21 protein-coding genes, 1 tRNA gene, 1 other RNA gene and 1 pseudogene are annotated in these 19,566 nt (G+C 66.7%); 10 read left to right on the top strand and 14 right to left on the bottom strand.

The window, feature by feature from the left end:
* The 6 genes from VF662_RS05890 to VF662_RS05865 form a co-directional block, all read right to left on the bottom strand.
* Entirely contained in the window at positions 1–555 is a 555-nt protein-coding gene (locus tag VF662_RS05890) for a NuoB/complex I 20 kDa subunit family protein (RefSeq protein WP_464138865.1), read from the bottom strand.
* Positions 546–923 carry an NADH-quinone oxidoreductase subunit A gene (ndhC, locus tag VF662_RS05885; protein ID WP_464138864.1) on the bottom strand — a complete coding sequence of 126 codons (378 nt, stop codon included), beginning with the start codon at positions 921–923 and terminating at the stop codon, positions 546–548. Before ndhC ends, VF662_RS05890 begins: the two co-directional genes overlap by 10 nt.
* Positions 924–1,044: 121 nt before the next feature.
* Complete coding sequence (locus VF662_RS05880; RefSeq protein WP_464138863.1) at positions 1,045–1,860, bottom strand: inositol monophosphatase family protein; 816 nt, start codon at positions 1,858–1,860, stop codon at positions 1,045–1,047.
* 160 nt (positions 1,861–2,020) lie between these two features.
* Complete coding sequence (gene efp / locus VF662_RS05875; RefSeq protein WP_464138862.1) at positions 2,021–2,584, bottom strand: elongation factor P; 564 nt, start codon at positions 2,582–2,584, stop codon at positions 2,021–2,023.
* Positions 2,585–2,617: 33 nt separating this feature from the next.
* Positions 2,618–3,232, bottom strand: a complete 615-nt coding sequence (locus tag VF662_RS05870; protein WP_464138861.1) for a M23 family metallopeptidase — start codon at positions 3,230–3,232, stop codon at positions 2,618–2,620.
* A gap of 18 nt (positions 3,233–3,250) precedes the next feature.
* Positions 3,251–4,315, bottom strand: a complete 1,065-nt coding sequence (locus VF662_RS05865) for a L,D-transpeptidase family protein (protein ID WP_464138860.1) — start codon at positions 4,313–4,315, stop codon at positions 3,251–3,253.
* 82 nt (positions 4,316–4,397) lie between these two features.
* Here VF662_RS05865 and VF662_RS05860 point away from each other — a divergent pair, with 82 nt between their 5' ends.
* Positions 4,398–5,138, top strand: a complete 741-nt coding sequence (locus tag VF662_RS05860) for a DUF72 domain-containing protein (RefSeq protein WP_464138859.1) — start codon at positions 4,398–4,400, stop codon at positions 5,136–5,138.
* Here the strand turns inward: VF662_RS05860 and thiE are convergent.
* From thiE to tkt, 6 genes are all read right to left on the bottom strand, one after another.
* Complete coding sequence (gene thiE / locus VF662_RS05855) at positions 5,135–5,800, bottom strand: thiamine phosphate synthase (RefSeq protein ID WP_464138873.1); 666 nt, start codon at positions 5,798–5,800, stop codon at positions 5,135–5,137. The two genes, VF662_RS05860 and thiE, sit on opposite strands and share 4 nt — an antisense overlap.
* A gap of 76 nt (positions 5,801–5,876) precedes the next feature.
* Entirely contained in the window at positions 5,877–6,410 is a 534-nt protein-coding gene (locus tag VF662_RS05850) for a class I SAM-dependent methyltransferase (RefSeq protein WP_464138858.1), read from the bottom strand.
* Positions 6,411–6,511: 101 nt separating this feature from the next.
* Positions 6,512–7,426: a class I fructose-bisphosphate aldolase gene (locus VF662_RS05845; RefSeq protein WP_464138872.1), complete on the bottom strand. Its 915-nt coding sequence runs from the start codon at positions 7,424–7,426 to the stop codon at positions 6,512–6,514.
* A gap of 20 nt (positions 7,427–7,446) precedes the next feature.
* Positions 7,447–8,637 carry a phosphoglycerate kinase gene (locus tag VF662_RS05840; protein ID WP_464138857.1) on the bottom strand — a complete coding sequence of 397 codons (1,191 nt, stop codon included), beginning with the start codon at positions 8,635–8,637 and terminating at the stop codon, positions 7,447–7,449.
* A 4-nt stretch (positions 8,638–8,641) separates the two neighbouring features.
* A complete protein-coding gene (gene gap / locus VF662_RS05835; protein WP_464138856.1) occupies positions 8,642–9,652 on the bottom strand; it encodes a type I glyceraldehyde-3-phosphate dehydrogenase in 1,011 nt (336 codons plus the stop codon).
* Positions 9,653–9,671: 19 nt separating this feature from the next.
* Positions 9,672–11,633: a transketolase gene (gene tkt, locus VF662_RS05830; RefSeq protein WP_464138855.1), complete on the bottom strand. Its 1,962-nt coding sequence runs from the start codon at positions 11,631–11,633 to the stop codon at positions 9,672–9,674.
* Between the two features lie 145 nt (positions 11,634–11,778).
* Between tkt and VF662_RS05825 the strand changes: the two genes are divergently transcribed.
* From VF662_RS05825 to VF662_RS05805, 5 genes are all read left to right on the top strand, one after another.
* Positions 11,779–11,988, top strand: a complete 210-nt coding sequence (locus tag VF662_RS05825) for a hypothetical protein (protein ID WP_464138854.1) — start codon at positions 11,779–11,781, stop codon at positions 11,986–11,988.
* A gap of 4 nt (positions 11,989–11,992) precedes the next feature.
* Positions 11,993–12,307: a cell division protein ZapA gene (locus VF662_RS05820; protein WP_464138853.1), complete on the top strand. Its 315-nt coding sequence runs from the start codon at positions 11,993–11,995 to the stop codon at positions 12,305–12,307.
* 21 nt (positions 12,308–12,328) lie between these two features.
* Positions 12,329–12,484: non-coding RNA, 6S RNA (ssrS, locus tag VF662_RS05815), on the top strand.
* Positions 12,471–13,046 carry a 5-formyltetrahydrofolate cyclo-ligase gene (locus tag VF662_RS05810; protein ID WP_464138852.1) on the top strand — a complete coding sequence of 192 codons (576 nt, stop codon included), beginning with the start codon at positions 12,471–12,473 and terminating at the stop codon, positions 13,044–13,046. Before ssrS ends, VF662_RS05810 begins: the two co-directional genes overlap by 14 nt.
* Positions 13,028–13,261, top strand: a complete 234-nt coding sequence (locus tag VF662_RS05805; protein WP_464138851.1) for a DUF2842 domain-containing protein — start codon at positions 13,028–13,030, stop codon at positions 13,259–13,261. The genes VF662_RS05810 and VF662_RS05805 overlap by 19 nt, the downstream gene beginning before the upstream one ends.
* Positions 13,262–13,291: 30 nt before the next feature.
* Here the strand turns inward: VF662_RS05805 and VF662_RS05800 are convergent.
* Positions 13,292–13,368 (bottom strand) — tRNA-Asp (locus VF662_RS05800).
* A gap of 78 nt (positions 13,369–13,446) precedes the next feature.
* Positions 13,447–14,634, bottom strand: a complete 1,188-nt coding sequence (locus VF662_RS05795) for an AI-2E family transporter (protein ID WP_464138850.1) — start codon at positions 14,632–14,634, stop codon at positions 13,447–13,449.
* 126 nt (positions 14,635–14,760) lie between these two features.
* Between VF662_RS05795 and VF662_RS05790 the strand changes: the two genes are divergently transcribed.
* The 4 genes and pseudogenes from VF662_RS05790 to VF662_RS05775 all read left to right on the top strand — a co-directional run.
* Positions 14,761–15,771: a DUF11 domain-containing protein gene (locus VF662_RS05790; RefSeq protein WP_464138849.1), complete on the top strand. Its 1,011-nt coding sequence runs from the start codon at positions 14,761–14,763 to the stop codon at positions 15,769–15,771.
* 11 nt (positions 15,772–15,782) lie between these two features.
* A complete protein-coding gene (locus VF662_RS05785) occupies positions 15,783–16,244 on the top strand; it encodes a hypothetical protein (protein ID WP_464138848.1) in 462 nt (153 codons plus the stop codon).
* 67 nt (positions 16,245–16,311) lie between these two features.
* Positions 16,312–17,370 carry a hypothetical protein gene (locus VF662_RS05780; RefSeq protein ID WP_464138847.1) on the top strand — a complete coding sequence of 353 codons (1,059 nt, stop codon included), beginning with the start codon at positions 16,312–16,314 and terminating at the stop codon, positions 17,368–17,370.
* A 94-nt stretch (positions 17,371–17,464) separates the two neighbouring features.
* Positions 17,465–19,566: pseudogene (locus tag VF662_RS05775) on the top strand (hypothetical protein); the annotation flags it as partial.

Raw genomic sequence — 19,566 nt, 5'->3', positions numbered from 1 at the left:
TCAGCGCTCGATCGTGCCGACGCGGCGGATTTTCCGCTGCAGCTGCATGACGCCGTAGAGCAAGGCCTCGGCGGTCGGCGGACAGCCTGGCACGTAGATGTCCACCGGCACGATCCGGTCGCAGCCGCGAACCACCGAATAGCTGTAATGGTAATAGCCGCCGCCATTGGCGCAGCTTCCCATCGAGATGACGTAGCGGGGCTCCGACATCTGGTCGTAGACGCGCCTCAGCGCCGGAGCCATCTTGTTGCAGAGCGTGCCGGCGACGATCATCACGTCCGACTGGCGCGGGCTTGCGCGCGGGGCGACGCCGAACCGCTCGAGATCGTAGCGCGGCATGTTGGCGTGGATCATCTCCACCGCGCAGCAGGCCAGGCCGAACGTCATCCACCATAGCGAGCCCGTCCGCGCCCACTGGAACAGATCCTCGGTCGAGGTGACGAGGAAGCCCTTGTCGGCGACCTCCGACTGCATCTGATTGAAGAATTCCGGATCCGGCTGCTGGAGATCGGCCGGCCGCACATTCTCGTGCCGCGGATCGAGGATCACTCCCATTCGAGCGCCCCCTTCTTCCAAGCATAGATGAAGCCGAGCGTCAGCTCGGCTAGGAAGATCATCATCGCGGCCCAGCCCGCGACGCCGATCGCGCCGAGCGACACCGCCCAGGGGAAGAGGAACGCCGCCTCGAGGTCGAAGATGATGAACAGGATGGCGACGAGGTAGAAGCGGACGTCGAACTGGGAACGCGGATCCTCGAAGGCCGGGAAGCCGCATTCATATTCCGCGAGCTTGTCCGGATACGGGTTCTCCGCGCCCGTCAGCTTGGCGATGATCATCGGCAGGAAGACGAACGACGCCGAAAGCGAGAGCGCCACGCCGAGGAACAGCAGGATGGGCAGATATTCGGCGGCGTTGAACGCCATCGAGACTCTCCAGGAACTTGAGTTGCGCGGCTTCTAGGACAGCGGAACCGCCACCGCAACAACTAGCGGCAAGGGCGGAAACCGGCGGGAATTAACGAATGTTCCGAACGGTATAGGACGCTCAGCGAAGAGCGCCTGCAACGAGCTTGTGAAGCCGCGAATGAAGCTGGTCATTGGCCGCGAGAACCTGCCCCGTCTCAAGCGCCCGGTCGGCACCCCGGAAGTCGGTGACGAAGCCGCCCGCTTCCCGCACAAGGAGCACGCCCGCCGCGATGTCCCAGAGGTTGAGGTCCTCCTCCCAGAAGCCGTCGAAACGGCCCGCCGCGACCCAGGCGAGATCAAGCGCAGCCGAGCCGAAGCGGCGGATCCCAGCCACCTGCGGGGCGACCGCGTCGAGGATCTTCTGGAAGCGCGGAAGCTGCCCGTGGCCAAAATAAGGGATGCCGGTGGCAATTAGCGCGTCCGCAAGATCGCGCCGCGAGGAGACGCGGAGGCGGCGCTCGTTCAGCCAGGAGCCCCTGCCCTTCTCGGCCCAGAAGCTCTCATCGGTCAGCGGCTGGTAGACCAGGGCTTGGGTGATCTCCGGCTTGCCGCCGGGCCCGCGCGGGTCCTCGACCGCAATCGAGATCGAGAAATGGGGGATGCCGTGAAGGAAATTGGAGGTGCCGTCGATCGGATCGATGATCCAGCGCGGCTTCGTCGGATCGCCGGCGACTATGCCGCCCTCTTCGAGGTTGAAGCCCCAGTCCGGCCGCGCGTGCCGAAGCTCCTCGACGAGCGTCTGCTCGGCGCGCTTGTCGGCCATCGAGACGAAGTCGGCAGGTCCCTTGCGGCTCACCTGCAGCTGCTCGACCTCGCCGAAGTCGCGCCGAAGCCGCGGCGCCGCCTTCCGCGCCGCGCGCTGCATGACGGTGATCAAACCTGAATGGGATACCATCGGATTACTCCACCCCTCCCTGTAAGGGAGGGGCAAGGGGTGGGTGCGACAGTGCCGGCTCGATGCCGGCTCTGGCGCCAGTGCTGGGGCGGAACGGCTCCCTTCGGTCGCCACCCACCCCCGGCCCCTCCCTTGTAGGGAGGGGAGACGGTCAGTCCGGTCAGTCCGCCCGCCTCACATATTCCTGGTTGTAAACATCCACCACGATGCGGGTTCCGCTGGAAATGTGCGGCGGCACCATCACTCGAACGCCATTGTCGAGGATCGCGGGCTTGTAGCTCGACGAAGCGGTCTGCCCCTTCACCACCGCGTCCGCCTCGACGATCGTCGCTTCGATCTGGTCGGGGAGCTGAACGCTGATCGGCCGCTCGTTGTATAGCTCCATCACCACGTCCATCCCGTCCTGGAGGAACGCCGCCGGCTCGCCGATCAGGTCCTTCGGCAGCTGAACCTGCTCGTAGCTTTCCTTGTCCATGAAGACGAGATCGTCGCCGTCGGCATAAAGGAACTGGAAATCCTTGGTGTCGAGCCGGACGCGCTCCACCGTCTCGGCCGAGCGGAAGCGGACGTTGTTCTTGCGGCCGTCGATGAGGTTCTTCATCTCGACCTGCATGTACGCGCCGCCCTTGCCGGGCTGGGTGTGCTGGATCTTCACAGCGCGCCAGATGCCGCCCTCATATTCGATGATGTTGCCGGGACGGATGTCCACGCCGCTGATCTTCATGTCTTGCTCGCTTTTGGAAAATGCGGCCCGGCTTTAGCGGGGCGGCCGGGGTCCGACAAGCAGCGGATAGGGATTGACCGCACTGCCCTTGTACCATTTCTCGCCCGCCGCCATGCGGTGGATCGCGAAATGGAGGTGAGGCCCGGCAGGATTGGCGTTGCCGGTGCTTCCGACGCTCCCGATCCGGTCGCCCTGCTTCACCAGCTGTCCTTCCCGGAGGCCCGGGGCGTAATCCTGGAGGTGGGCATAATAGAAGATATAGCGATTGTCGGGAGAACGGACATAGGCCGTGATCCCGCCCCCGCCCTTGCTGAAGAACAGTTTCTCCACCCTGCCGGGCGCCGCGGCGACCACAGGGGTGCCGTGCGGGGCCATGATGTCGATCGCATCGTGAACCCGGGCACCGCCGGCACGGGCCTGCTTGTAGGTGTCGAGGAGGTCCGCTCCCTTGACGCCCGCCACGGGAATGGCGAGCCCGGTGGGGCCGAGCTCGACGTCGAGCGGTGCTTCGGCCCTTGCCGCAGGAGCCGCCGCTTTCTTCTCGTCGACCCGCCCATTGTTGAACGCCACGATCCAGAAGGCGCTCGTCGCCGCCGCGACCACCACGGCGGTGACGAGGTTCGTGGCGATGAGCTTCAGCTTCCCCATCTGGAAAGCTTACCCATGTCAGGCCTGGAAAACCACCTTCATCCCGTTGCCGATCATCCGGCTGAGGCGGGCTACGTCCCAGTTGGTAAGGCGGACGCAACCATGGCTCTCGGCCCGCTTGATCGTTTCGGGTGAATTGGTGCCGTGGATGCCGATATGCTCGCGGTTCAAATCGATCCAGGCGATGCCGACGGGACCGTTGGGACCCGGGGGAAGCATCTGCTCCTTCTCCGTGTCTTTCACGTCCCAGAAGAGCTGGGGCTGGTATTTAAACGGCGGGTTGTAGGCGATCGTGTTCACCTTCCAGTTGCCGAGCGGCAGCGGGTCCTTCTCGCTTCCGAGCGTGGCCGGGAACTGCGCGATGAGGCGGTCGCCCTGCCCGAATACCCGCACCACCTTCTCGGATTTGTCGACCACCACCCGCTCTGCCTTGGGCTGGCTGCCGCTGATGTTGAGGTCGCTCAAGAGCTGCGCGACGTCGGGCTTCACACCCTCGTAGCTCCGCGATGAGGGGAGCACGTTCGGAAGGCGAAGCACCGTTCCCGCCCGAAGCGCCATCGACGGGCTGTTGAGCGCGATGATCGTTGCCGGCGTGGTGTGGAACTTCTCGGCCACCTTCTCGAGCAGGTTGCGATAGGCGAGCCGCTCCATCTTCGCCTGCTCTTCCGGCTCCTTCGGGATCGGCGTGAACGGGCCGCGCGCGTCGCTTTCGTCGATCCGGAGCCGGCGGACCGAGGGGGCCTTGTCCTGCAGGAGTGCGGCGCGGGTCGCATTGTCGAGCTCGCCCGTCACCTGAAGCCCGCGCGCTTCCTGGAAGCCCTTTACCGCATGGTCGAAGGACGTCCCCTTGAGGCCGTCGATCACGCCTGGGGAGAAGCCTGCCCGGTCGAGCAGGACCTGCGCGTGGAAGATGGTGCCGTCCAGTTTCTCTTCGCTCGCCTGCGCCTGGGCCTTGGGCTCAGCAGAGTTGGCAGCCTTGCTCGACTGCGCTTCGGCGATGTCTCCGGGTGTGATCGCGGCGCCTGCCACGGCGATTGCAACGGTTCCGACAAGGAAGGAATTGATGAGGACGCTCTTGGACACCGGGTACGCTCCACTAAACATAGGTTTGGCGCTCCAACGCCGAAGCTGAAACTTATTTCCCTCGGCCCGTGTTGGGATGGAGATGGAACCCGGTGCGATCCGCGTCGGCTGCTCAGGCTGGAACTACAAGCACTGGCGCGGCCCCTTCTATCCCGAGAAGCTCCCGGTGAAGCGCTGGTTCGAACACTATTCGGCCACCTTCGACACGGTCGAGATCAACAACAGCTTCTACATGCTGCCGAAGGCGGAGACGTTCGACAAATGGCGGGAGCAGGCGCCGCCGGGCTTCTGTTATGCCGTGAAGGCTAACCGCTTCCTCACCCAGGCCAAGAAGCTCAAGGATTGCGCCGAGCCGCTGGAGCGGATGCTGACGCCGATGCGGCACCTGGGCGACCGGCTCGGGCCGGTGCTCTTCCAGCTTCCGCCCCGCTTCAAGATCAACCTCGAGCGGCTCGCCGAGTTCATCGACCTCCTACCGGCCGACCTCACCCACGTCTTCGAGTTCCGCGAAACGAGCTGGTACACGGAAGAGATGCTGGCTCTGCTCGACCGGCGCGGCGTCTCGTTCTGCGTCCATGATATGCCGGGCTCCACGAGCCCCCGCTGGGCGGCGGGGCCGATCGCCTATGTCCGCTTCCACGGCGGGGAGGGCAAATATTGGGGCCGCTATTCGGACGAGGGCCTGCTCGGCTGGTCCGACTGGATCGTGGAACAGTCGCGTGCCGGGCGGCAGGTCTGGTGCTATTTCAACAACGATCTCTTCGCCCACGCCATCGACGACGCGCTGACCCTCCGCTCCATGATTGCGCAGGCGGCGCGCTAGCGCTGCAGGATAGTCTGAAACTCCGCCACCGCCGCCCCGGGGCCTTCCGAATGCCCCCAGACGGCGCTGCACACCGCGAGGAAATCCGCACCCGCTTCGATGAGGGCACGCCCATTCTGGGCCGTGATCCCGCCGATCGCTACGCAGGGCAGCTCGAAAAGAGCCGACCACCAGCCGAGGATGGACGATTCCGGCCGGTGGAACGTCTCCTTGGTGCCGGTCGGGAAGAAGGCGCCGAACGCCACATAGTCCGCGCCCGCCTCCCCCGCTTCCATCGCGAGGTGGCGGCTGTCGTGGCAGGTGACGCCGATCTGGGCCGATGGCCCGAGCAGCGCCCTCGCCTCGCGCGGATCGCCGTCGCCCTGGCCGAGATGCACCCCCTCCGCGCCGAGCCGCTTCGCAAGCGCCATGTCGTCGTTGACGATGAACGCCACTTCCCGCGCCTCGCAGATGCGCTGCAAGGGCTCTGCAAGACGCGCCGCCTCGTGCTGGTCGACGCCCTTCACCCGGAACTGGAAAGCGGCAACCGGCCCGGCGTCGAGCGCAGCGCGGAGCTTGTCCGGAAAATCGCCGCCCACCTCCAGCGGAGAGATCAGATAGAGCTGGGCCGGGCCGCGCGAGCCGGACTCGAAGCGGGAGGCGAAATCGAGAAGGTCCGTCATGTCCCCCGGACATGACTGCGGAGCGCGGAGCGCTCCGCACCTACTCGATGGATCGAGCCGCAGGTCATCGTCGTCGTCAATCATTGCCACGCTCGCTGCTCAGACAGATGAATTCGCCTACCGCCGGCGCCTCTCCGGCAGCGCGCCGGACGGTGCCGAAGCCGGCGGCTTCCATTAATCCAGCCACCTCGTCCGCACCATAGGCTCGAAAGCCGTGGACGCTGCCCCGCCAGGCGTGAACCGATTCCGGCGTCTGGAAGCAGAGGACCAGCCTTCCGCCCGGCCGTAGCACCCGCGCGAATTCGGCCAGCGCCGAATGCAAATCCGGCCAGAAATAGAGGGTGTTGACGCTGCAGGCCCGGTCGATGCTCCCGCCCGGCAGCGGCAGCGCGTCGGCGAGCCCCTGCTCCAGCCGGAGCCTCCCCTGCGCAAGCTCGCGCCGAAAGCGGCCCTGCGCGCGCTTCAGCATCGCTTCCGAAGCGTCCACGCCGATCGCCTTCGCCTCGGTCGCGGACAGGATCCATTCGATGAGGTCGCCGCCGCCGAAGCCGACCTCAAGCACGCGCTCCGGACCCGCAATCCCAAGCTGCTCGAAGGTCAGCCGGTTCATCGCGCGGCTGATCCGATCGAGCCAAGGCCCGATCAGCCAGCGGCCGACCGGCCCGGTCGGGCGTGCGAACTGCCGCGCGAGGTAGCGGCGGTTCGCCTCCCTTACTCCTCGCCCTTGTAGATGCGGACGAGCTTACCCAGCATCGCGATCGCCTCCTCGCGCGGGCGCTGGAAGGTGTTGCGGCCGATGATCGAGCCGTTGCCGCCACCGTCGCGGATGTCGCGCGCGTCCTGGAACACCGCGTCGGTGCCCTTCGAGGCGCCGCCCGAGAAGACGACGATTCGGCGGCCGTTGAAGCAGCTCTGGACGACGTGGCGGACGCGGTCCGCCTGGGCTGCGAAATCGCGTCCTTCGTAGGATTTCTGAGCGTCCTTCTGCTCGATGTGAGCAGTCGGGAGCTTCACCTTGATGATGTGCGCGCCAAGCAAAGCGGCCATGTGCGCTGCGTAAGCGCCGACATCCAGCGCGAGTTCGCCCTCCTTCGAAAGCTTGCCGCCGCGCGGATAGGACCAGATGACGGTGGCGATGCCGACGGCCTTCGCCTCCGAGGACATCTCGCGGATTTCCTCCATCATCTCGAAGATGTCGTCGGAGCCCGGATAGATGGTGAAGCCAATCGCGGCGCAGCCGAGGCGGAGCGCGTCGTCGACGGTGCCGGTGACCGCCTGGTTAACCCCGGTCGCCCAGCTGTTCGAGCTGTTGACCTTGAGGATCGTCGGGATCTGCCCAGCGAACGTGTCCGCACCCGCTTCCAGCATGCCGAGCGGGGCCGCATACGCGGAAAGGCCGGCGTCGATCGCCAGCTGGTAATGGTAATGCGGGTCGTAGGCGGGCTCGTTGACCGAGAAGCTGCGTGCCGGGCCGTGCTCGAAGCCTTGGTCCACCGGCAGGATGATGAGCTTGCCGGTGCCGCCGAGGCGCCCCTGCGTCAGGATCCGCGCCAGATTCGCCTTCGTGCCGGGATTGTCGCTCTCATATTTCGACAGGATATTCTTAACGGCAGGCGTGAACGTCATCATTTAACTCCCTGATCTGATTAGTCGCGCAGCAGCGCTTTGACTCCGGGCAGCTCCTTGCCTTCCATCCATTCAAGGAAGGCGCCGCCGGCGGTGGAAACGAAGGTGAAGTCCGCGGCCGCTCCGGCATGGTTGAGTGCGGCGACGGTGTCTCCGCCCCCCGCCACCGAGACGAGCGACCCGCTCTGCGTCAGCGCCGCCGCGGTCTGCGCGAGCGCGACCGTGGCGCGGTCGAATGGCGGCGTCTCAAAGGCGCCCAGAGGGCCGTTCCAGACCAGCGTCCGGCACGTCTTCAGCGCGTCCCCGAGCGCTTCCACCGCCGCCGGCCCGACATCCAGGATCATCTCGTCCGCTGCGACTTCGTGGACGTTGCAGGTCCTTACCGATGGCGGATTGGCGGCAAATTCCTTCGCCACCACCACGTCGTAGGGCAGATGAACGGTGCAGTTCGCGCGGTCCGCCGCGTCGAGTATCTCGTTCGCGGTCCCGGTCAGATCGTGCTCGCAGAGCGACTTGCCGACGCTCACTCCGCGGGCGGCGAGGAAGGTGTTCGCCATGCCGCCGCCGATGATTAGATGATCGACGCGGGTGACGAGGTGGCGGAGCACCTCGAGCTTGGACGAAACCTTGGCGCCGCCGACCACCGCGGCGACCGGCCGCTCCGGCTCGCCGAGCGCCTTTTGCAGCGCCTTCAGCTCCGCCTCCATCGCCCGCCCGGCATAAGCCGGCAGGCGGTGGGCAAGTCCTTCCGTCGAGGCGTGGGCGCGGTGGGCGGCGGAGAAGGCGTCATTGACGTAAAAATCGGCCAGCTTGGCGAACCGGTCGACCACGGCCGGATCGTTCTTCTCCTCGCCGCCGAAGAAGCGGGTATTTTCCAGGATTGCAACGTCGCCCGGCCTGAGCATGGCGACATTCTCCTCCGCCACCTCCCAATCGACGTAGCGCACCTCGCGTCCGAGCACCTCTTCGTAGGCGCGGGTCACACGCGACAGCGAGAATTCCGGGCTCGGCGCCTTGGGGCGGCCGAAATGCGAGAGCAGCAGCACGATCGCTCCGCGGTCGGCAAGCTCGGTCACGGTCGGCAGCGTCGCACGCATCCGCGTGTCGTCGGTGACGTGACCGTCGCTCATCGGGACGTTGAGGTCCACGCGGACGAGCGCGCGCTTGCCCATTACATCATCCAGGTCGTCCAGCGTTCGAAATGACGGCATGACGTCAGATCAGCCTTCCGATCGCTCCAGCCGTGTCGACCATCCGGTTCGAGAAGCCCCATTCGTTGTCGTACCAGGAAAGGACCCGAACGAGCTTGCCCTCGAGAACCGCGGTCTCGAGGCTGTCCACCGTGGACGAGGCCGGATTGTGGTTGAGATCGATCGAGACGAGCGGCTCGTCGGTATAAGCGAGGATCCCCTTCAGCGGACCGCTCTCCGAAGCCGCCTTGAGAATGCCGTTCACCTCCTCGAGCGTCGTCTCGCGGGCAGGCGTGAAGGTAAGGTCGATAAGGCTGACGTTGGGCGTCGGCACGCGGATGGCGGAGCCGTCGAGCTTCCCCTTCAGCTCCGGGAGCACCTCGCCGACCGCGCGGGCGGCGCCGGTGGTGGTCGGGATCATCGACATTGCGGCGGCGCGGGCGCGGCGCATGTCGGGATGGATCTGGTCGAGGATCTTCTGATCGTTGGTATAAGCGTGAACGGTTGTCATCAGCCCCCGTTCGATGCCGATGGAGTCGTTCAGCACCTTGGCTACCGGCGCGAGGCAATTGGTGGTGCACGACGCGTTGGAGACGATGGTGTGCTCGGCCATCAGCTTGTCATGATTGACTCCGTAGACGACGGTGAGGTCCACGCCCTTCGCCGGCGCCGAGATCAGGACGCGCTTGGCGCCGGCGGTGAGGTGTGCCGAGGCCTTGTCGCGATCGGTGAAGAAGCCGGTGCATTCGAGTGCAATGTCGACGCCGTTCTCCCCGTGCGGGAGCTTCGAAGGGTCTCGTTCGGCCGTCACCTTCACGCGGCGGCCGTCGATGATGAGGTCGTTGCCATCGTCGTGAACGTCGCCCGGATAGGCGCCGTGCACGGAATCCCGCTTGAACAGCATGGCGTTGGACTTGGCGTCTGCAAGGTCGTTGATCGCGACGAGCTCGAGGCCGCTATCCTGCTTCTCGAGGATGGCCCGAGCCACCAGGCGGCCGATGCGCCCGAAGCCGTTGATCGCAACTCTGGTTGCCATGTCACTGATCTCCTTGTGATTAGAGCGCCGCAAGGATCTGCGGCACGATCGCTTCGGCAGTGAAGCCGAAGCGCTGGAAAAGGTCTTCGGCCGGAGCCGACGCGCCGAAGCGGTCGAGGCCGATACGGATGCCGTCGGGACCGGTGTAGCGCTCCCAGCCGAGCGTCGTCCCCGCCTCGATCGACACGCGAAGCACGCCATCGGGCAGGATGTCGGCGCGATAAGCAGGTTCCTGGGCGTCGAACAGGCTCCAGCAGGGCATCGAAACGACGTCGGCTCCCATCCCCTGCCCTTCGAGCGCGTCCGCGACCTTCATCGCGAGTTCGACCTCGGAGCCGGTGGCGACCAGCACCACCCGGCGAGCAGCACCGGCGCCGCGAAGGCGGTACGCACCGCGGGCGCACAGGTTTTCCGTCCGCTCGAGGCGCAGCTGCGGCAGATTCTGCCTCGTAAGCGCGAGAAGCGACGGCCCCTCGCGCCGCTCCAGCGCCAGCGCCCAGCATTCCGCCGTCTCAACCGCGTCCGCGGGGCGGAAGACGGCAAGGTTCGGGATCAGCCGGAGGCTGGTGAGATGCTCGACCGGCTGGTGTGTCGGCCCGTCCTCGCCAAGCCCGATCGAATCGTGGGACATGACGTAGACGACGCGTGCCCCCTGAAGCGCCGAGAGCCGGATCGCGGGGCGGCAATAATCCGAGAAGACCAAGAAGGTGCCGCCATAGGGGATGACGCCGCCATGCAGCGCCATTCCGTTCATCGCCGCGGCCATTCCGAACTCGCGGATGCCGTAATAGATGTACCGGCCTGAATAATCCTCTTTCGTCAGAGGCTTCTGGGCCTTCGTTTTGGTATTGTTCGAACCTGTGAGGTCGGCCGATCCGCCGATCGTCTCCGGCAGGACGGTGTTGATCGCCTCCAGCGCAAGCTCGGATGCCTTGCGGGTCGCGACCTTCTGCGGATTGGCGGCGAGCCAGTCGAAATAGTCGCTCTTCGCCATTCCGTCGGGGAGCCGCCCCTCCATCCGGCGGACGAACTCCTCCCGGTGCGCGCTTGCGGCGAGCCGCGCCCGCCACTTCTCATGAAGGCGAGCGCTCCGCGCCCCAGCCTTTCGCCATTCGGCGACGATCGGCTCCGGAAGGTCGAACGGCTCGCTGTCCCAGACGAGCTGCTTGCGCGCCGCTGCCACTTCCTCGGCGCCGAGCGCGGAGCCGTGCGTGGCCGATGTCCCCTGCTTGTTGGGAGCGCCCCAGCCGATGATCGTCCGGCAATCGATCAGCGACGGCCGAGGATCCGCGACCGCCTCGTCCAGCGCGCGGCGGATGCTGTCGAAATCATGCCCGCCGCACGCGACGACGTGCCAGCCGCTTGCCCGGTAGCGGCCGGGAATATCTTCCGACGTCGAAAGGTCCGTCGCACCGTCGATGGTGATCTTGTTGTTGTCCCACAGGACGTTGAGCCGCCCGAGCTGGAGGTGTCCGGCCAGGCCGACCGCCTCGTGGTTGATCCCCTCCATGAGGTCGCCGTCGCCGGAGATCACCCAGGTGCGGTGATCGACCAGATCGTCGCCGAACACGGCGTTGAGGTGCCGTTCGGCGATTGCCATGCCGACAGCCATCGCAAAGCCCTGCCCCAGCGGCCCAGTGGTCGCCTCGACGCCCTTCAGCATGAAGTTTTCCGGGTGTCCGGCGCAGGGGGAGCCGAGCTGGCGGAAGCCCTTGATGTCCTCGATCGTCGGGCGCGCGTAACCTGTCAGGTGAAGCAGCGAATAGATCAGCATCGATCCGTGGCCGGCGGACAGCACGAACCGGTCCCGGTCATGCCAGTCAGGGTCTTGCGGATCGTACTTCAGATATTCCGTGAAGAGGATCGTGGCCGCGTCGGCCATCCCCATCGGCATTCCCGGATGCCCGGAATTGGCGGCCTGTACCGCGTCCATCGATAGCGCGCGGATCGCGTTGGCGAGCAGTCTCGGATCGGCGGACATGGCTTCCCTTGGGTGGTGCCGAACGGGGCCGGCGGAGACTCGGATCGTTCCGCTCCCGCGTTCCTTTAAAGGGGGAGGCGCGGGCGTCAACACCGGCTCCTGCCAAGGCTTGCCGCCACCGGCAACCCTGCTTATTCAGGCGGCCATGTCAGACGATCGAGCACTTGAGGCGATCGGCCGGATCGAGCGGGCGCTGGCCCGAATCGAGGCAGCCGCAACAAAGGTTCCCGAACCCGCTCCGCGCGACGACAGCGAACTCAGGCAGCTTCGGGAAGTGCACCAGGCGCTCCGCGGCAAGGTGGAAGGCGCGATTTCGCAGATCGACCGGCTGCTTGCCGAAGCCGAAGGGGTCTGAAGCCATGGCAAGCGTCGACATTGAAATCGCCGGCCGCACCTACCCCGTCGCCTGCCGCGACGGCGAGGAGCCCCATCTTCGCTCGCTCGCGGCGCTCGTCGACCGCAAGGCCCGGGAGGCCGCCGGCGCGCTCGGAAACATGGGCGAGACCCGCCAGTTCCTGTTCGCCTCGCTCCTCCTCGCCGACGAGCTTAAGGAAGCGCATGGCGGCAACGCACCCGCTTACGATGCCACGCCGGACCCGGCGGTGGCGGATGCGCTGGAGCGCCTCGCGGAGCGGATGGAAAGGCTGGCCGAGCGGCTTGAGAGCCGGGGCTGAAAGGCCTACATAGGAAATCGACGGGTACTGCCCGGTACGAGCTTTTGCGACTATCCCTGAGGCGATATCACATCCAAGGGGGCTGTCCCTGCCCGGATCCAGGTCCGGATCACATGGTCCCCACCTGACGTTGAGGCGTCAGAGGATATTCCAGCAAACGGCCATGGCGGTCCCGTCACCCTCCAAGATCGAGCTTCGAACCCGGGCGCTGGAAAAGCGCCGCGCCTTCGCGCGCGCTCTGCCGCCGGAGCTGCGCAGGGAGCTGGAGGCGAAGCTCGCGCGCCGCGTCCTCCCGCACTTGATCGAGGCGCGGATCGTTGCCGGCTACCATCCGATGCGGGACGAGATCAGCCCCTATCCGGTGCTGGAGGCGCTCGGAGAAGGCCAGACCCCTGCCCTGCCGTGGTTCGGCGATCGCGACGCACGCATGATGTTCCGGAAGGCACCCGCGACCGAGGCGGGGCCGTGGGGCGTCCTCCAGCCTTCAGGCGATGCCGACGCGGTGGCTCCGGATGTCGTGCTTGTGCCGCTCGTCTACGCCGACCGCCGCGGCACCCGCATCGGCCACGGCAAGGGCCATTACGACCGCGCCCTCTCGCACCTGCGGGAAGCCGGCCCAGTCTTCACCATCGGCATCGCCTGGGAGGAGCAGATCAGCGACGACCCGATCCCGGGCGATCCCTGGGACGTGCCGCTGGACGCGATCGCAACCCCCGGCGAATGGATCAGCTGCCGATGAAGCCCACTTGGCGCAAGCCCGCAGGAATCGGCCTTATCCTGTTGATAATCCTCGTCTGGGCAGTGCTTGTCGCAAGCGCGTCGCCGCTGATCGCGGGCTCGCCCTGGCCGGTGCAGGCGGTCTTCTACACAGTCGCTGGAATCGCCTGGATCCTGCCCCTGAAGCCGCTTCTGCGATGGATGGAAACAGGGCGCTTTCGTGACCCTCCCGATTGACGCTCCGCTACGCGGAACGACCGGGAGGAATGGCGCGAGTGACGGGGCTCGAACCCGCGACCTCCGGCGTGACAGGCCGGCGCTCTAACCAACTGAGCTACACCCGCGCGATGTGCTGCGGTCGGCGAACTAGGCGAGCGCCAGATGCCTGTCAAGCAAGCCAAAGACCGATAATTTGGAGCGGGTCAGTCTGCCCCTTCCTCTTCGTGGTGGGGGGTCATCAGCGTCCCCTCCTCGAACAGGAAGCCCGCCACATCGGGCCGTCCGGCGGCATCGAGAACCGTCTTCATGATGATGAGCAGTGGCACCGCCAGAAGCGCTCCCGTCGTGCCCCAGACCCAGGCCCAGAAGCTCAAAGCCACCAGGATCAGCAATGGATTGATGGTCAGCCGCCGCCCCACCAGCGACGGCGTGATGATGTTCGCCTCGACGAGGTGGATGCCCGCGAAGGTCAGCGCGGGGAGCAGTGCATACCAGGGATCGACGAACGCCATCAGCCCGCCGAGCGCAAGCAGGAGCACCGACGCGATCGGCCCCAGATAGGGGATGTAGTTCAGCACCGCGACGATGCCGCCCCACATCAGCGGGGTCGGCATCTCCAGCAGCCACAGGATGAGCGCGACGGCCGCCCCCATCGAGACGTTCACAAGCGTGATCGTGCCGAGATAGGTCGAGGTCGCGTCTACCACCTGCTGGATGACGCGCGCAGTCGTCATCGCGCCGTCGAAGCTGGTCCGGGTCGTGATCGTCTGCCTCCGCATGCGCGTCCAGCCGGCAAGGAAGAAGAAGATCACCAGCACCGCGAAGAACAGCTGGATCGCGGCATGCGGCGCGGAGGTGGCGATCAGATCGAGCATGGAATTCGGCGCTTCCACGGTCACCGTGCGCGAAGCGGGGGTGTCGCTTCCGAATTCCTTGACGATGTCGTCGATGAACCGCTCGAGGCTCGCATAGACGTCGAGCAGCGGCGCCAGCGTCTCCCGGATCCTCGGGATCCGCTCCGGCAGCAGCCGCACCCATTCGGTCGCCGGCAGAACGATCGAAGCCACTGCAAGGTTGGCGACGGCGATGAACAGCAACACGCAGATCAGTGCGGACAGCCCCGACGGCACGCCCCGCCGCTCGAACCATTCGAGCAGCGGCACAAGCGCGATCGCGATCACGAGCGCGGCGGTGACCGGAAGGAAGAACTCCGCCCCCGCCCGCAGCGCGAACGGAAGCGCGAGCACGAGGCCCGCTCCGCTGATCAGCGTCAGCGCCGCAAGCAGCCGATCCCGTCGGTAGGCGGTTGCCTCGCTCTCAGGGGCGGGCTCAAGATGCGGTTCGGGCGCGCTCTGCTCCCCGTCCGCTTCCTGTCCCCGCAGCCTCTTCATTGCCCCAGCTTAGTCTCCGCGCCCACCTGCGGACAGCCGTAAAACATGTCTAACCTGGCGTTAACCTAATTTTATCGACTGCCCCCGCATACGGCTCCCAGACCAGTCATTTTCGTGGGGGCAACGATGATATTCCGCGGCACGACCGCCGTTCGAAAGGTGCTTGCGCGCAGCGCGGGCCGAAGCGTGGTTGCAGCGCTCGCAGCCGGCGGCCTTGCGGGCGCCGCGCACGCCGAGGGCACGATCGCGGGCACGATCATCCAGAACGTCGCCACCGCCACCTATGACGGGCCGTCCGGCACGGCCACCGTCAGCTCGAACAACGTCAGCCTCAAGGTCGACGAGCTCCTCGACGTCAGCGTCGCCTGGGCGGATCCCGGCGACGTCGCCGTGTCGCCGGGCGCAACCGGCCAGGTGCTGAGCTTCAGGATCACCAACGCCGGCAACGGCTCGGAAGCGTTCGGCCTCGCCACGGTCGACACCGCGGGCGGCGACAATTTCGATCCGACCGTCACGTCGATCGTCCTCGATACGAACGGCAACGGCGCCTACGACCCGGGAGCGGACACCGTCTATGTCGCTGGTTCGAACGATCCGGTGCTCGCGCCGGACGCTTCGCTTTCGGTGTTCGTCGTCTCGAAGATCCCGGCCGCGGCCCAGAACGGGAATCGCGGCCGCGTCGACCTTAGGGCTGCCTCGAAAACCGGTTCCGGCACGCCGGGCTCGACCTTCAATGGAGCCGGCCAGGGCGGCGGCAACGCCGTCGTCGGCGCCACCGGCGGCAAGGCGGAGGATGACGGCTATTATGCGGTCGCGGCCGCCGGCCTCTCGTTCGTGAAGAGCGCGGTCGTCGCCGACAAGTTCGGCGGCACTGCCCAGGCGCCCGGCTCCACCATCACCTTCACTCTGAAAGCGAGCGTGAACGGCTCCGGCACGATCAACAACATCAAGGTCGCCGACCCCATTCCGGCCGGCACCACCTACACGCCGGGCTCGATCACGCTCGACGGCGCCGCGCTCAGCGACGCCAGCGACGGCGACGCCGGCAGTTTTTCGGGAACCGGCATCAGCGTCGCCCTCGGCAACGTCGCCGCCGGCGCGTCCCGCACCATCACGTTCAAAGTCAAGATTGACTGACGGAGGCAGACATGAAGTTTCTCCTGGCCCTTATCGCATTCGCAACGCCTGCGGCGGCCCTCGCGGCCGAGCAGGTTTCGCTTTCCAGCGACGTGTTCGTCGAGCGGGTGAAGCAGGATTCCTCCGGCAAGCGCACGACCACCCTCGAGCCGCCGTCGATGGTGACGCCGGGCGACAGGCTGGTCTTCGTCCTGTCCTACAAGAATGCAGGCGCCAAGCCCGCCGCGGACTTCGTCGTGACGAACCCCGTGCCGCGCGAGGTCGCCTTTGCAGCGGCCGAGGGCGAAGGCGCACAGCTTTCCGTCGACGGCGGCAAGAGCTGGGGCCAGCTCGCCGCCCTGAAGGTCAAGCAGCCGGACGGCAGCGTCCGCGCCGCCGCCCCGCAAGACGTCACGCACATCCGCTGGAGCTTCAGCCGCGCGATCGGCGCGGGCGAGGCCGGCAAGCTGAGCTTCAGAGGCACCGTCAAGTAAATCTCACCGCCCCGGCGCCAGCGGGTGGGGAACCGGCGCCGATCCTTTCAACCAAGTGGACCAGACCATGACAAAGACTATGCGATTGCTGGCGACCGCCAGCGGATTGGCTGTTGCGGCGCTTGCCGCGACACCCGCGTGGGCCGACGGCACCACCGCCGGCCTTTCGATCACCAACACCGTCACCTTGAACTACAAGGTCGGCGGCGTTGATCAGGCGGCAGTGACCGCCACCGACAGCTTCACGGTCGACCGCAAGGTCAATCTCGTCGTTGCGGAAGTCGGAAGCTCGACGACCACGGTGTCGCCGGGCCAGACCTCGGCGGTGACCGCCTTCACGGTCACCAACAGCTCGAACGCCGCGCTCGATTTCTCCCTTGCGGCGACCCAGCTCAGCGGCGGCACCGCAGCGCATGGCGGGACGGACAATTTCAACGTCTCGAACGTGCGCATCTACGCCGATACCAACGATAACGGCAGCTTCGATGCCGGCACCGACACCCTGATCACCTATCTCGATCAGGTGGCTGCCGATGCCACCAAGCGGGTCTTCGTCGTGGTGGACGTGCCGCTCGGCCGTTCGACCGGCGACGTCGCCGGCGTTCGTCTGACCGCGACTGCGGCCGAAGCGAATGCGGCCGGATCGGTCGGCGCGGCGGTCACCCAGACCAGCGGCGCCAATACCGCCGACATGGACACGGTGTTCGCCGACAGCAATACCAACGGCAACACCGCCCGCGACGGCATCCACTTCGCCGACGACGATTATACCGTCGCTTCCGCTTCGCTCGTGGTCACCAAGTCCAGCAGGATCGTCAGCGATCCGCTGAACGGCACGACCCAGCCGAAGATGATCCCGGGCGCAGTCGTCGAATATTGCGTCGCGGTCGCCAATGCCGCGGGCAGCGCGACGGCAACCAACATCGCCATCTCGGACACCCTGCCGACGGCGACGACCTTCGTGTCGGCCTTCGGGATCCTGGTGAACGGCACCGTCACCGGCTCGACCTGCAACGCCGACGGCACCGCCGGCGGCGCGCACGCTTCGGGCGTCGTCACCGCCACCCTCTCCGACATCGCCGCGGGCGTTACCCGCACGGCGCTGTTCCGGGTGACGGTGAACTAGGAAGGCCAGGCAGCGGGAGGGCGGGCGAATGCGCCGCATGTCCCCTTCCCTCCCGCTCTCTTCGATGAAGCGCTCAACCGATCTTTTCGGGGCGATGTTGCTCGCCCTCATGTCAGCGACGCTGGCAGCGGTCCCTTCCGGGGCCGCCACTTCCGCTTCGCACAAGACGATCAGCAGCGTCGCCACCATCGAGTGGGACGGGCCGGCTGGGCGCATGCAGCTTTTCTCGAACAAGCTCGACATCATCGTCGGACCGGCGAGCCTGCCTCCCGCCTCGCTGACCTTCTACCGGCTGGCCGGCGGCACCGGCGACCGGACCGTGTCGCTCGCAGGCTCCGGATGCACCTCCGCGTCCGCCAAGATGCCGGGCGGCGGAGCGGCAGTCACCGCCCGCGTCGAGCGCGCCGAGCAGATCAATGCCGGCGAAACCCTCGTTCTCGAGATCGACCGGGCGACGGCAAACAAGCAGGCCGACAGCGCCGAGCGCCTGGACGTGGTGATCCGCACCGGCGGCGGCGACCATGAGCGACTGACGCTGGTGGAGACGGGCGCCGACACGGGCCGCTTCGTCGGCGCCGTCTCGACCGTTCCTTCGCCTCCCGCAGCCATTGACTGGAACTGCCAGCTCTCCGTCCGGACCGATGAAGCGCTCGCAGTTGAAGCGCTCGACTCGATCGATGACGATCCCTTTGCCTCCAGGAAGATCGGTATCCTCGCTCCCCCTGCCGCTTTGGTGCTGACCAAGACCGCGTCCGAGCCGGTGACTGCGGCTGGCAGCCTCGTCCGTTACCAGATCGGCATCCGCAATCCGAACCTGAGCCAGGCGACGGGGGCAATCACCGTCACCGACCTGCTCCCCGCCCAGATGCGATTCCGTCTTGGCTCCGTCACGCTCGACGGGGCCTCCGCCGAGGATCCGGCGATCGAGGGCGGCACCGCCCGCTTCACGATCCCGGGAATCAGCGCCGGCTCTTCGGTGCTGCTCAGCTACGTGCTGGAGGTCTCTCCACGGGCCGCGGCCGGCGACACGCTCAACCGGGCGCAGGCCGAGGACAATCGCGGCAACCGCAGCAACGTCGCCGACGCGCTGGTCCGGATCGCGGAAGAGACGATCGGCGACCGCGTCACCATCATCGGCCGGGTGACCGACGGCGGCTGCAAGGCCGATGCCGCGACTGCAAAGGGCATTCCGGGCGTGCGGATCATGCTCGAGGACGGCAGCTACGCCGTCACGGATTTCGAAGGCCGCTATCATTTCGAGGCGGTGAAGCCCGGCCTGCACGTGGTCCAGCTCGACGAGCTTACCCTTCCCGAGGGCCAGGCGGCGGTCGATTGCGCGGATGACACGCGCTCGGCGGGCCGCGCCTTTTCGCGCTTCGTCGAGGGCTCCGGCGGCGCCCTGAAGCGCGTCGATTTCCACGCCGCCGCCGGCGTCCGGACGGCGAAGCGCGCCGCCATGACGGCGCGACGCCCTGCTGCCGCCAGCGATCAGGCCGCCGCCGGCACCGAGCGCGACTGGTTTGCGGGCGAGAAGCCGGGCATCGGCTGGCTGTTCCCCGAGGTGGCGCACAATCCGCGGGCGCCGATCGTCCGCGTGGCCATCAAGCATCTGCCCGGCCAGACCGTCCGGCTTCTGGCCGACGGCCGCCTAGTCGATCCCATCGCATTCGACGGCACCCGCAAGAGCGGCGACGGCAGCTTCGCAGTGAGCCTCTGGCGCGGCATTCCCCTCGAGAACCGGCTGACTATGTTGACCGCCGAAGTCCGAGCTCAGGACGGGAAGCTCGTCGATACGCTGAAACGGGAGGTCCGCTACGCGGCAAGCCCGATGCGCGCCGAACTGCTCCGGGATAAGTCGGTCCTCATCGCCGACGGCGTCACCCGCCCCGTGATCGCGCTTCGCATGACCGACCGGGACGGCCGCCCCGTCCACCATGGCCTCGTCGGCGACTTCGAGGTCCCTGCCCCTTATTATCCCGCAGTCGAGGCCGACGCGCAGCAGGCCCGCCAGCTTGCCGGGCTCGAGCGTGCTCGGCCGGTCTGGCATGTCGAGGGGGATGAAGGCATCGCCTATGTCGAGCTCGAGCCCACCACCGCTTCCGGCACCGTCAGCCTCCGCTTCCGCTTCCGCGACGGCGAGACTGCACGCGAGCAGAGGGTGGAAGCCTGGCTCGATCCGGGCGAGCGCCCGTGGAC

Origin of the sequence: Allosphingosinicella sp. (assembly GCF_036387215.1) — a bacterium.
GTDB lineage: Bacteria > Pseudomonadota > Alphaproteobacteria > Sphingomonadales > Sphingomonadaceae > Allosphingosinicella.
This window is presented reverse-complemented; position numbering and strand designations above follow the sequence as displayed.